Here is an 11,971-nt window from a genome sequence, read left to right as displayed (position 1 = left end):
ATCGACCAAGATGAAGACCATCAGTCCGGAGACGTTGTGGCCAGGGTAGCGGTGACGAGGCGTTTCGACCTGACCGACGCGCAATGGACGGCGCTGACGCCGCTGTTGCCCGTTGGAGAGAAGCCAGGTCGTCCGCCGAAGTGGAGTAAACGGCAGCTCATCGACGGGATCCGTTGGCGGGTGCGGGTGGGATCGCCCTGGCGCGACATGCCGGAATGCTACGGGCCTTGGCAGACGGTGTATGGACTGTTCCGGCGCTGGCAGCGCGCCGGGGTCTGGCAGCGGATCGTCACAGGGTTGCAGACCCGCGCCGACGCCGCTGGGTTGATCACCTGGGAGGTGAGCGTGGACTCCACCATCGCCCGTGCGCATCAACATGCTGCCGGTGCCCGTACCCGGCCCGAGGTGCAGAAGGAACCACCCGGCGGCAGCGGTGAGCCCGAGCCCGCCGACCACGCCCTGGGCCGTTCCCGCGGGGGCTGGACCGCCAAGCTTCATCTGGGCTGTGAGCAGGGTCGCAAGCCTCTGGCCATGCTGCTCAGCGGCGGGCAGCGCGGCGACAGCCCGCAGTTCACCCGGGTCCTGGCCGGTATCCGGGTTCCCCGCCCCGACGGTGGCCGACCACGAACTCGACCTGACCGTGTGCTGGCCAACAAGGCATACAGCTCGAAGGCCAACCGGGAACACCTGCGTCGACGTGACATCAAGGCCTGCATCCCGATCAAGTCCGACCAGGCGGCGAACCGCCGTAAGAAGGGGTCGAAGGGTGGCCGCCCTCCGGCCTTCGACGCCGAGGTCTACAAGCAACGCCACTCCGTGGAGTGCGGCATCAATCGGCTCAAACGTCACCGTGGTGTCGCCACCCGGTACGACAAACTGGCCGTCCGCTACCAGGCCACCCTCCACGTCGTCGCGATCAACGAATGGCTATGACCACGCCAATGAAACACGGCCTAGGGCGATCTTGGAAGACGGGCTGCGGACGACCCTCGGATTAAGAGACACAACGTAGGCGCCGTTCGGCCGGCCAGGACCCGAGGCGGGGTATTTCTTGGCTCTCGACCCGGTCGAGGGCTGACCCTTCCTGGGTGACGTCTGAAGAGCGCGACCAACGATCAGTCCCTCTCGCGATTGACCTCGAGATGCTGCGGCCGGTACTGCGCGGCGGCTGGGGAGCGGATACCTGCGACCCGCACGATGTGCAGGATTGGCACGCCGGCAACGCAGCCCGTGGTCAATGCGGGGTGACTGCCTTGATCATTCAGGACCTGCTCGGCGGAGAGCTGATCCTCGGCGAGGTCCTCGCCGGAGACGCCAAGGTCGGCTACCACTACTGGAATCGATTGGCCGACGGCCGCGAGGTCGACCTGACAGCTGACCAGTTCCAGCCACCGGAAGTCGTTGTCGGCGGTCAAGTCCAGCAACGCCCGCCGGGCCCACCTCGGCGATGCCGCCAGCAGTACGAGATCCTGCGGGACCGCGTCTTCGCAGCCCTCTACGGGCGGCGATCCAACGCAATCCACGCAACAGTGACGGCCGGCGAACAGGCCGAGCGCACGAACGGCGGCAGAACCGCATGGGTCAGGATGTGCCCATGACGATCTCGACTGACGACTCCGGTCCGGTCCGGATTGTGACGGCCGTTCTTCGCGACGGCGATCGGGTGTTGCTGTGTCATCGAAGCGCCGGACGCCGTTGGTATCCCGACGTGTGGGACCTGCCGGGCGGTCATGTTGAGGAGGGGGAGGATCCGAAAGAGAGCCTTGTCCGCGAGCTTCGGGAGGAGTTGGGAATCACGGCATCGGTGCCGCCCAGCCCGCCGATGCATGAGATCCGGACCGCGACGATCGACATGCAGATCTGGTTGATCGACACGTGGACCGGAACACCCGTCAACGCCGCGCCGGACGAGCACGACGCTGTGGCGTGGTTCGAGACATCCGACCTTGACAGCCTGCGTCTCGCCCACGAGTCGTATCTCTCGATGCTCACCGCCGTGCTCGTCACGTGACGTCGCTCCGGAAGCCAGGGGTGCGCGCTCATCGGCAAATCCGTGCGTTGAGGGCGACGTGGCCGTGTTTGCGGTGGCCGACCAGGTCGCTGGCTGTTCAACTTACCGCTTGTCGGCGTACTCGTTGATGTGGCTGGCTGAATGGAACGGTGATCCGGAACTGTTCCGTTGAGGATCATCTTAGGTTCATGATCGACGGGGGAGGTGGGATCAGCGGGTGAGGCCTCGGAGCTTGTCCGGGTTGCCCTGCATGCGTACGCCGGTGATCCGCTCGCCGTCGAAGTCGAGGCAGATCGCCCCGGCCGGTTGCCCGTCGGCCAGGCCGAGGATGCCCGGCCCGCCGTTGATCTCGGTGATCACGAGCCGTGTGTTCTGCGTCTCCGGCTTGGCGAAGACCCCGAGCAGCCAGCGGGCGACGTTGTCGGCGCCTTCCAGCGGCCGGCGGGCCGCGGTCACCTTGCCACCGCCGTCCGACCAGCAGATCACCTCGGGCGCCAGGAGTTCCATCATCGCGTTCAGGTCGCCTCCGGCACAGGCCTTTCGGAACCGGTCCACTGCTTCTCGGCGTACGCCTTGGTCGACGTCGAAGCGAGGCCGGCGGGCCGCGACGTGCGCCCGCGCCCGGACCGCGGTCTGCCGCACCGCGACCTCGGACCTGTCCAGAATGGATGCGACCTCGGCGTGGTTGTAGCCGAAAACGTCGTGGAGCAGGAAGATCGCGCGTTCGGCGGGGGTGAGCGTCTCCAGGACGACGAGCATCGCCATCGAGATCGACTCGGCCATCTCGGCCTCCTGGCCCGCGTCGGGCGCGGTGAGCACCGGCTCGGGCAGCCACGGCCCGACATACGTCTCGCGGCGGGCGCGGGCCGAGGTGAGTTGGTTGAGCGAGAGGTTGGTGACGGTCTTGACCAGGTACGCCCGGGGGTTCGCGAGCTGGCCGCCGTCGACGTCGCGGCACCGCAGCCAGGCCTCCTGCAGGATGTCCTCGGCATCGGCGACGCTCCCCGTCATCCGGTACGCGACGTCGAAGAGCAGCCGCCGATGCTGAGCGAAGACCTGGCTATCGATCATGGGAACAGGCTAGACGTGACCGAGCGCCTGCGCCCGCAGCCCGTCCAGCACCGTCGCGTACGCGGGCTGCCACCCGAGCTCGCGGCGGGCCTTCTCGCTCGAGACCCGCATGGTGACGCCGAGCATCAGGTGCATGTAGGGCGCGACCGCCATCATCCACGTGGGCACGGTGAACGGCTTGGGTGTGCCGAAGGTCTCGGCGATCGCCCGGATCATCTCCCCGAAGCCCATGTGGTCATCGACGACGTTGTACGCCTCACCGGGCCGGCCGCGATCGATCGCCGCGACGACGGCGGCGGCCGCGTCGGCCAGGTGCGTCCACGGCGAGATGTGACCGTGGTCGTTGAACGCCGGCAGTTGTCGCTTCCGCAGCATGTGCACCATCGTCTCGGTGCCCCCCGGCCCGTAGAAGAAGCCGAATCGCAGTGAGATCGCCTCCAGCCCCGACTCCCGGGGCAAGCGCTCCTTCTCCCGCATGCCCTCCAGGTGCCGGTTGATGTTCGGGTCCGTCACGGATGCCCCGAACTCGTCGGCCTCGGTCAGAACGCGGTCGCCGAAGTCGCGGTAGCCGTAGCCGACGGCGACGTTTTCGCCGATGAAGCGGCGTACGCCCGTAAGTTTGGCCGCCTCGATCAGGTTTGCGGTCCCGGTGACCCGCAGGTCGTCGGTGCCGAACATGCCCTTGTGCGTCATCGGCGGCTTGCGCAACGCGGTCGCGGCGTGCACCACGACGTCGGCCTTGATCCCCTCGAACGCCCGCAGCAGTCCGTCGCGGTCGAGCAGGTCGGCGCGGATCTCGTTGCCCTCGCCGCGGCCCACGCCTAGCACGGTGTGCCCGGCGTCGGTCAGCGCCTCGCGGATGTGCCGGCCGAAAACACCACTGGCTCCGGCCACGATCACACTCTGGTTCTTCATCTCCGTCATGGCCACGGGACAAGGCGGCCTTCCGATCCGTGACATACCCGGGCGTGACCCCGGTCACTCGAGTCCTCCACTCCGGGCCTTGAATTCCAACAGTGAGAGGACCTTGTGGCAGCTCGATAGTCGTCTCGGTGCCGAGTTGGCGATGCAGGCTTGAAAACGCCCACGGGAAAGCTGTGGCGACGCCTCAGTCGGTGCACCTCTCATCGGCTACTTATCTACTGGTGGTACGACCGCAGCCCGGCCAGGCTTGGTCGAGGTGACCAGCGGGGTTGCTCTCTCATCGGCTGCCCACCGCGTCTCGGTGTGGCTCACTCATGGCGTGCGTCCCGCCGGTCACCGTGGCGCGGAGAGGCTCAAGAGGGGTCTGCCCAGCTCGAAGTAGCGCTGCCCTCCTCGCCGGATTCAGCCCCTGTCTGATCGAGGAGGACGAGCGTGGGACAAGTCATCATCGGTATGGATCCGCATAAGCGGTCCGCGACCATCGAGATCATCAATCACCGCGAGAAGATCCTCGCACAGGGCCGGTTCGGCACCGACCGCGACGGCTACCGGACAATGCTCAAGCTCGGCCGTCAGCACAAGGACCGCTGCTCATCGTTAACCACCGGGCGCAGCCAGGCCATGCGGGTGCCGACCAGCGCGATGGAGTGGGCGTCGGTGGCGTCGGTCTTGCGGCCCTGCCCGGTGGCGAACACCCGCGCCTTGGCGGACAGCTTCGGTGGCACGTCCACGACCTGCTCGCCATCGGCCAGCAGCCGGTTGGCGATGTGCCGGCCGATGCCCTGGCAGCCCTCGATCGCCCAGACCCGGTTCGGCCACCGGCTGGCGTACTTCCTCATCGCCGCATAGCCGTCGCGGTCGGTGCCGAACCGGCCGCCGCCGCTGACGGTCTCGTTGCCGGCCATGACTTCGATCGTGGCAGAGCGCTTGTGCGGGTCCATGCCGATGACCACACGATCTGACGTGCCACTCAACGGGTCCTTCGATGCTCGATCCACCTGGGTTGTCGAGCCGGGAGGGCAACGCTATTTCGAGCCGAGCAAACCCCTCTTGAGCCTCTCCCCGCCCTGGGGCGACGCGCGGGCCGCGCAGGCCAGATAAGAGCCACACGACCATCGTGGGCAGCCGAAATGAGAGCGACAGCCCGGGCGCCTCGACCGAAGCCTGGCCGGGCCACGGTCGCAGGTCAATGAAACAAGTAGCCGATGAGCGGGTGCTGGAGGTCCGGAATCTCGAAGACTTCGTGGCAACGCTCATCAGCCTGGAGGGACATGGAGCGGGACCGGGTCTGCCCAGGGCCATGTAATCCGTAATGCTGTGCACATGAGTGGTCCTGTCATCGCCGCTGGACGCCGACACTCGTTGGGGCTACGTGCCGACGGCACCGTGGTCGCGGCCGGCAGGGGGACATCTGGCGAGTGTCGAGTCGAGGACTGGGCCCAAGTGGTCGCCGTAGCGGCGGGCAACGTGCATACGGCGTCGAACACTGGGCGGTCCCACAGCGTCGGCCTGCGCGTGGACGGCATCGTGATGGCGACCGGCTGGAACGGCGACGGACAGTGTGACGTCGCGTCATGGCGCGACGTCACACTTGTCGCCGCGGGCTGGCGCCGCACCTTGGGGCTAGTTGGTGACGGCACCGTGCTGGCTGCGGGACGGCACCGCGAGGGAGCATGTGACGTGAGGCAGTGGCGTGAGGTCGTCGCGTTGGCTTGTGGCGACTGGCATTCGGTGGGCCTCAGAGCCGATGGGACCGCCATTGCCGTGGGGAACGATCGCCGTGGTCAGTGCGCGGTCGACATGTGGCGTGACGTTGCCGCCGTCGCCGCCGGCTACCTTCACACGGTCGGTCTCGCCAACGACGGGCGTGTATTTGCGGTCGGGGATCAATCGACGGGCGCCTGTGACGTCAGTGCTTGGAGGGACGTTGTGGCAGTGGCGGCTGGGAGCTACCACACCGTCGGAGTCACCGTGGCTGGCCGAGTCGTGGCCGTGGGTAGCAACGATTTCGGCCAGTGCGACGTAGCCGACTGGCGCGAGATCGTTGCGGTGGCGGCCGGATCCACCCACACTCTCGGACTATGCGCGGACGGGACGGTTGTCGCCGCCGGAGACAACGAGGATCATCAATGCAATATCGGCGGCTGGGACGCGATCGGGTCGCCCAACTAAGTACCGCAAGCATGCACGCTCTGCCGCCGGCCCCAGGGCGACATCCTCATCTGCCGCTGACCGCGTGTCTTGACCGGCATCGGGGAATCGCATGCCCCAGCGGTCTGTGATCTACGAACAGATCCGCGCCGGCAGACTCCGCACCGTCCGACACGGCCGCACCCGGCTCATCCCCGCCGCCATCACCGCCTACGTCAACCTGCTCGAACAGGAAGCCGAGAGAGGAGGTACCCGATGACCACACGCCGCGCCCGAGGAGAAGGCGGCCTGCACTGGGACGAGTCCCGGCAACACTGGATCGCCACTGTCACCGTCGGCTACACCCCGGCCGGCAAACGCATCGTGCGCAAAGGCAGCGGTGAGACCAAGACCGAGGCCCGCACCAAACTGCGGGAGAAGATCCGTGACTACGAAGACGGCCTCGCCCCTGTCAAAGACGGGCACACCGTGGCTGGCGCTCTCATCGACCGGCTCACCTACGGCCTGAGCAACCAGTCGGAGAGCACCAAGGCGAACAACGCGACCCTCGTGCGCTCCCACATCATCAGCGACCTCGGTGCGAGGAAGCTGCGAGACCTCAGCGCCACCGACGTCGACCGCTGGCTCATGGGCAAAGCCCAACACCTGAGCACCCGCACTCTGCGCCTCCTTCACTCGCTGCTGAACCGCGCGGTCAATCGGCCGTGGCGCGGAACATGGTCAAGCGCAACGTCGTAGCACTCTGTGAGGTGCCCACCGGTCGCAGCGGCCGTCCATCGAAGTCACTGACGCTCGACCACGGCAAAGCGCTCCTGACCGCTGCCGAGGGCAGCTCACTGCACGCCTACATCGTGCTGTCACTGCTGACCGGCGCTCGCACCGAAGAACTGCGAGCCCTCACCCCGGGCACACATCGACCTCACCGGCAAGCCGGACAACGATCCCCGGGTGCCGCCATCCATTCAGGTCTGGCGCTCAGTCCGTTCCGACGGAGACACCAAGACCAAGAAGTCGCGTCGCACCCTGGCTCTGCCGGCCCGGTGCGTCACCGCGCTCAGCACCCACCGCGACCGCCAGGACCCACCTGCGGCCGACCGCCTCGTCTTCGCCTCTGCCGCAGGCACGGCCCTCGATCGGCACAACGCGCTTCGGGCCTTCCGCCCGGTCGTCGCAAAAGCGGGCCTTGACCCGCGCGACTGGACACCCCGCGAGCTGCGGCACAGCTTCGTATCCCTGCTATCCGATAGCGGCATGAGCCTCGAACAAATCGCTGACCTCTGCGACCACTCCGGTACGACTGTCACCGAAAGCGTGTACCGACACCAACTGCGGCCGGTGCTCCAAGGCGGCGCGATCGCCATGGACCGAATCTTCGACGCTGAGGCGTAGTCACTCAGTTAGTCACCCAGGTACGACAAAGGAACCGTCTCGAACTTCCGAGATGGCCCCTCACCTGTGTCGGGACGGCCGGATTCGAACCGACGACCCCTTGAGCCACATGCCAGGATAGGCTGAAACGTCCTTAGAAACGGACAGGTACGACGCCCTCATATGCCGTTCCATGCTGCGGCTCACCGCCTCATCCGCCCGTTGCGACCCCCCCGTTCCCGAGCTCGTTTCCGCGGATCGTCAAGCGCTTCCCATGCCAGGCAGTCCGGACGAACTCCTGCCTCGCGCGATCGTCAGCGGTTCCAATCACCGATCGCCAGACCGGATGGGCCCAAAGGCACAGGCAGTATGCGACGAGATGGCCGCCCAGCCCGGAGCAAACATCGAAACACTGGTCACGCGCCTGCGCGAGCAGGGCTACCGATTCCACCAGAACAACGACGACCAGACGTCGACAGAGCCATACACCACACCCGACCCTGAGGCCGAAGAGCACCTTCACTGGCTGGAAAAGCGTCTCGGCCCACTCCCGATGGTGCTGGCATCGTGGATCCGCATCGTGGGCGACGTGTGGCTGGTCGGAACGCACCCGCAGATCAGATAAGGACCGGACTGTCAATAAGCGAATCAAGATTGGTTGAGGCCACAAGCGACCCGGAACTGCAAGGTATTGAGATTCCCATCTCTGCCGGCGGAGTTCCTGGCCGACGCGGGAAACCAACTCTATGCTTGCCGCCGAATGCACTGCGGCTCATCCGGGCCGAGGGGACACCAATACAAGGATTTGCGAATGCGCCGGACGTCTGCTCTGAACAACGGCACTGCTGGCGTCAGCGAAGTAACACCGGACGGCGACCCGCCGACCTCTACCGCAGAGGGCGTCGCGCGCCGATCCGCGGTCGCCGAGGAACAGGCGTTTCTCGACTTGGCCACGGCCCGGCGCGACAGGCTGGCCGACCACCTACAGGTCGAGCTTTCGTCAGAGGCCCTGGACGCGTTGGAACGGGCCCGGCAGCGCATGCTCCGCCAGCAGTACGAAGAGCTACGGCGAGCACGAGAAGGGCTGGTCTTCGGCCGCCTCGACGGTCTTGATGGCACCGTACGACACGTAGGCCGTGTCGGTCTCCGCAACGACAGCGAGGACAGTGAGCCACTGCTGCTCGATTGGCGCGCTCCCGCAGCTCGGCCGTTCTACACCGCGACGGCTGTCGACCCACAAGGTCAGGCACGGCGCCGTCACATACGTACGAGGGGATCAGCCGTCGTCGGCGTGGACGACGAGCCACTGGACGGGGCCATAACGGCGGAACTCGTCGGTGAAGGCGCTCTCCTTGCCGCCCTCGACCAGCGGCGCACCGGCCTCATGTCGACGGCGATCTCCACGCTGCAACGCGAACAGGACGACATCATCCGGGCCGAGGCGACCGGCCCGCTGATCGTTCAGGGCGGTCCCGGCACCGGCAAGACCGTGGTTGCTCTGCACCGCGTCGCCTACCTGCTGTTCGCCCACCGACAGATGGCCGACCAAGCGGTCCTGGTCCTCGGCCCCTCGCCGCGGTTCCTCCAGTACATCGCTCAGGTGCTACCCGCGCTCGGTGAGACCGGCGTCGTCTCGGCGACCTGCGACACGCTGCTGACCGAGATCCACGCGGGCCGCGACGAGAGCCGGCTTCTCGCCGAAATCAAGGGCCGCGCCCTCTGGCAGATCGCGCTCGAAAACTACGTCACGTCGCTGCTCCCCCGGCCCCGCGAGCTGAAGCTGCGCTGGGAGGGCGAATTCTACGTCATCACGGCCGCAACGGTGGCGCACGCGCTCGCCTCGGCGGTGCAGGGACGCCCGTACCACCGCGCCCGCGCGGCGTTCGCCGAGCAGTTGCACCACCTCCTTGCCGAAGTCGTCGTCGAGCAGCGCGAGGCGCTGATGAACGAGATGGAGGAGGGCTTCGAGGACATCCTCGCCCGCGTCGACAGGGGCATGCGGCATGACCACCACTCCCGCAGGACGTCCACCGGCAGTGACATCGACGGATTACTCTCCGCAGAAGAGATAGAACACCTCCGTAATCGTATCGCCGAGAACGCCACCATCGCCCGGTTCATCGAGGCATGGTGGCCAACCCTCGACGCCGAAACCCTGCTGGGTGATCTCCTGACCGACCGCACCCTGCTGGCCCGGTTCGCCCCGCAGCTGTCCCCGGAGGAGATCACCGCTGTCTCGGCCGAACCCGCCCCATGGGCATCGAGCGACATTCCCCTGCTCGACGCCTTTGCCGACCTACTCGGCGAGGTCGACGCCCCGCAACCACAGGGCGAGTTCGTCGCCGACCGCGCTCGCCGGCAGCGCGGCTGGGTGTACGGCCACGTCGTCATCGACGAGGCGCAAGAGCTGTCCGAGATGCAGTGGCACATGGTCCTACGGCGCTGTCCCAGTCGCTCCATCACCGCCGTCGGCGACATCGACCAGGCGGAGGCAGCGCACCGACACACCAGCTGGGCACAAGCGGTGCAGGCGGCTTTCGGAGACCGCTGGACCGCCGCGGAACTCACCATCTGCTACCGGACCCCGCGCGAGGTTATGGACCTCACCGAACCGGTCTTGAAGAAAGCTGGAAGCCACAACACGCCGCCACGGGCGGTACGCTCCTCCGGCATCACCCCCTGGGAGCTCACGATCACACCCGCCGAACTTGCCGACGCCGCCGCCCAAGCTGTGCGACAGCTGCAGCAACGGTGGCATGGCGGCACGGTCGGCGTCATCGCCCCCGCCGACCGCATCGCCGAACTCCTAGCCGTGCTGAGTGATGTGCCAGTGCTCACCGCAACCCAGTCCAAGGGATTGGAATGGGACGCAACGCTACTCATCGACCCCCCAGGCATCGCCGCTGAGCCGCGCGGCTGGAACGGCCTCTACGTCGCGCTCACCCGATGCACCCAGGAACTCGGACAGCTGATACTCACGCAGCAAGCGCCGCATCCTGGGACAACATCTCCGGATATTGGGCGTGTCCTAAAGGACGTCTCGTAACTCGCTGAAGGTGTTGCCCCGCCCGGGCTGGCGGTTCAGCCGGCGAGGATGATGTTGTGGAGATGGGCGATGCCGGAAGCAGCGTCGGTCAATGTGTGGGCGGCGCGGCGGTAGTCGCGCAGGATCTTGAAGCACTTCATCCTGGCCAGGGCGTGTTCCACCTGTGCTCGGACGGTGCGGTGCTGTCTGTTCAGTTCGGCCTTCCACTCGGGTAGCTCGCTGCCGTCGGCTGGCTTGCGGTACGGGATGATCACCTCTGGGTTGCCGCGGTAGGCGCCGTCGGCCATGACGGGCCGTCCGGCCAGCTTCTGGTCGATGCCGCTGGTGCGGTAGACGATGGTCGTTGCGGTTGCCGGGTTGTGGGTCGCCGAGGGCCACCACGAGGCGGGTGTGGGCGTCGATGGCGACCTGCAGGTTCGTTGAGTAGCGGTAGTTCTTGCTCGGGGCGGCCAGGCGGTGGTCCCGGGTCGGGATGAGGGTGCCGTCGACGATCGCGATCTGGTCGACCCGGCGCCGGCGAACCGGGGCCAGTGCGAGGAGCGGGCCGAGGGTGTCGATGACCCGGTGACCGGCGGAGTGCGACACCCCGAACAACGGGCCGATCTGCCGCATCGTCAGGTTCGTGCGCCAGTACGCGGCGACCAGCAGCACCCGATCAGAGAGGTCGAGAGCCCACTGCCGGCCGGCCGTCAGCGATCGCGTCACCGCCACGCTCGGCGACCAGGCGGACCAGCCGGCGGAACTGGGCGGGCTGCAGTCCAGTGAACGGGAAGATCCACTCCGGGTGCCTCGCGGTGATCACCTGCACCCAGACATCCTCGATGATCGTCCTCAGCAGACAGACGCCGGGGTTACGAGACGTCCGTGGCGCTGCTGCGGTTCCTCGCCGACTCGGGGCTGCGCGCACGGGTGACCGCGGCTACCAACAAGGCCGAGGCCTACAACGGGTTCTCCGCCTGGACCCCGGTTCGGCAACCAGGGCGTGATCGCCGAGAACGACCCGGCCGAGCAGGAAAGTCGGTCAAATGGAACTCGCTGCTGTGCAACCTGATCGTGTTCCACATCGCGATCGACATGATGGAGGTCATCCGGCAGCTGGTTGCCGAGGGGTGGCAGGTGACCGCTGAGGATCTGGCCCAGCTCTCGCCCTACCTGACCTCCCACATCCTCCGGTTCGGCGCCTACGCAACCGACGACCTCCACATCCCGCCGGACTTGTTCGACCCCGCGCTGGACGAGGTCGACTTTGGCGGCGAACAGCCCGCGGCCGCGTAGCAGGGCACGGTAACGCAGCAGAGGGTGGTTTAGCGCCTCCCCGATGCGGGGCGACGCTGGAGGGGCGAGAATCCTCCATCGCTCACGCAGCACGCGTATCCCACGCAAATGTCCGCGGCCGGGCG

The 11,971-nt window shown here is 66.9% G+C and carries 11 protein-coding genes and 3 pseudogenes; 10 read left to right on the top strand and 4 right to left on the bottom strand.

What is annotated here, in order from left to right; genetic code table 11:
- Positions 1 to 51: 51 nt before the first annotated feature.
- The 3 genes from BUS84_RS35930 (at position 52) to BUS84_RS35920 (ending at position 2,011) form a co-directional block, all read left to right on the top strand.
- Positions 52 to 933 carry an IS5 family transposase gene (locus BUS84_RS35930; protein ID WP_425293481.1) on the top strand — a complete coding sequence of 294 codons (882 nt, stop codon included), beginning with the start codon at positions 52 to 54 and terminating at the stop codon, positions 931 to 933.
- A 155-nt stretch (positions 934 to 1,088) separates the two neighbouring features.
- Positions 1,089 to 1,598 (top strand): YunG family protein, encoded by a 510-nt coding sequence (locus BUS84_RS40450; protein ID WP_244298849.1) that lies wholly within the window; start codon positions 1,089 to 1,091, stop codon positions 1,596 to 1,598.
- Positions 1,595 to 2,011 carry an NUDIX domain-containing protein gene (locus BUS84_RS35920; protein ID WP_074319376.1) on the top strand — a complete coding sequence of 139 codons (417 nt, stop codon included), beginning with the start codon at positions 1,595 to 1,597 and terminating at the stop codon, positions 2,009 to 2,011. The genes BUS84_RS40450 and BUS84_RS35920 overlap by 4 nt, the downstream gene beginning before the upstream one ends.
- 210 nt (positions 2,012 to 2,221) lie before the next feature.
- Here the strand turns inward: BUS84_RS35920 and BUS84_RS35915 are convergent, their stop codons facing one another.
- From BUS84_RS35915 to BUS84_RS35900, 3 genes are all read right to left on the bottom strand, one after another.
- Positions 2,222 to 3,082, bottom strand: coding sequence for an RNA polymerase sigma-70 factor (locus tag BUS84_RS35915; protein WP_074318720.1), 861 nt, complete (start codon positions 3,080 to 3,082; stop codon positions 2,222 to 2,224).
- A gap of 9 nt (positions 3,083 to 3,091) precedes the next feature.
- Entirely contained in the window at positions 3,092 to 3,997 is a 906-nt protein-coding gene (locus BUS84_RS35910) for an NAD-dependent epimerase/dehydratase family protein (protein ID WP_208869814.1), read from the bottom strand.
- 581 nt (positions 3,998 to 4,578) lie between these two features.
- The gene (locus BUS84_RS35900) at positions 4,579 to 4,911 is read right to left on the bottom strand and encodes an IS110 family transposase (protein WP_244298848.1); all 333 of its coding nucleotides are present in this window, start codon (positions 4,909 to 4,911) and stop codon (positions 4,579 to 4,581) included.
- Positions 4,912 to 5,329: 418 nt separating this feature from the next.
- Between BUS84_RS35900 and BUS84_RS41395 the strand changes: the two are divergent.
- From BUS84_RS41395 to BUS84_RS35880, 6 genes and pseudogenes are all read left to right on the top strand, one after another.
- A pseudogene (locus tag BUS84_RS41395) lies at positions 5,330 to 5,410 on the top strand (RCC1-like domain-containing protein); the annotation flags it as partial.
- Between the two features lie 111 nt (positions 5,411 to 5,521).
- Positions 5,522 to 6,178 carry an RCC1 domain-containing protein gene (locus BUS84_RS35895; RefSeq protein ID WP_244298847.1) on the top strand — a complete coding sequence of 219 codons (657 nt, stop codon included), beginning with the start codon at positions 5,522 to 5,524 and terminating at the stop codon, positions 6,176 to 6,178.
- A gap of 91 nt (positions 6,179 to 6,269) precedes the next feature.
- Complete coding sequence (locus BUS84_RS37955) at positions 6,270 to 6,416, top strand: DNA-binding protein (protein ID WP_143728622.1); 147 nt, start codon at positions 6,270 to 6,272, stop codon at positions 6,414 to 6,416.
- Positions 6,413 to 7,546, top strand: a pseudogene (locus BUS84_RS35890) (tyrosine-type recombinase/integrase). Before BUS84_RS37955 ends, BUS84_RS35890 begins: the two are co-directional and overlap by 4 nt.
- A gap of 358 nt (positions 7,547 to 7,904) precedes the next feature.
- On the top strand, positions 7,905 to 8,150 hold the full coding sequence (locus BUS84_RS35885) for a hypothetical protein (protein ID WP_074318718.1): 246 nt from the start codon (positions 7,905 to 7,907) through the stop codon (positions 8,148 to 8,150).
- 186 nt (positions 8,151 to 8,336) lie between these two features.
- Positions 8,337 to 10,571 (top strand): HelD family protein, encoded by a 2,235-nt coding sequence (locus BUS84_RS35880; RefSeq protein WP_074318717.1) that lies wholly within the window; start codon positions 8,337 to 8,339, stop codon positions 10,569 to 10,571.
- 35 nt (positions 10,572 to 10,606) lie between these two features.
- On the opposite strand, the pseudogene BUS84_RS36920 reads toward BUS84_RS35880, so the two are convergent.
- Positions 10,607 to 11,379, bottom strand: a pseudogene (locus BUS84_RS36920) (transposase family protein).
- Positions 11,380 to 11,435: 56 nt separating this feature from the next.
- On the opposite strand from BUS84_RS36920, the gene BUS84_RS35870 reads away from it, so the two are divergent.
- Positions 11,436 to 11,846, top strand: a complete 411-nt coding sequence (locus BUS84_RS35870) for a Tn3 family transposase (RefSeq protein WP_074318715.1) — start codon at positions 11,436 to 11,438, stop codon at positions 11,844 to 11,846.
- Positions 11,847 to 11,971 lie beyond the last annotated feature (125 nt).

The sequence above is a fragment of the Micromonospora cremea genome (assembly GCF_900143515.1).
Taxonomy (GTDB): domain Bacteria; phylum Actinomycetota; class Actinomycetes; order Mycobacteriales; family Micromonosporaceae; genus Micromonospora; species Micromonospora cremea.
The sequence above is the reverse complement of the archived record's forward strand: the minus strand, read 5'-3'. Positions and strand labels throughout refer to the sequence as shown.

What these genes read in the sequence shown, in the direction of transcription:
- BUS84_RS35920 (WP_074319376.1), top strand. Translation starts at nt 1,595, where the DNA reads ATGACGATCTCGACTGACGACTCCGGTCCGGTCCGGATTGTGACGGCC.
- BUS84_RS35915 (WP_074318720.1), bottom strand. Translation starts at nt 3,082, where the DNA reads ATGATCGATAGCCAGGTCTTCGCTCAGCATCGGCGGCTGCTCTTCGAC.
- BUS84_RS35910 (WP_208869814.1), bottom strand. Translation starts at nt 3,997, where the DNA reads ATGAAGAACCAGAGTGTGATCGTGGCCGGAGCCAGTGGTGTTTTCGGC.
- BUS84_RS35900 (WP_244298848.1), bottom strand. Translation starts at nt 4,911, where the DNA reads ATGGCCGGCAACGAGACCGTCAGCGGCGGCGGCCGGTTCGGCACCGAC.
- BUS84_RS37955 (WP_143728622.1), top strand. Translation starts at nt 6,270, where the DNA reads ATGCCCCAGCGGTCTGTGATCTACGAACAGATCCGCGCCGGCAGACTC.
- BUS84_RS35885 (WP_074318718.1), top strand. Translation starts at nt 7,905, where the DNA reads ATGGCCGCCCAGCCCGGAGCAAACATCGAAACACTGGTCACGCGCCTG.
- BUS84_RS35880 (WP_074318717.1), top strand. Translation starts at nt 8,337, where the DNA reads ATGCGCCGGACGTCTGCTCTGAACAACGGCACTGCTGGCGTCAGCGAA.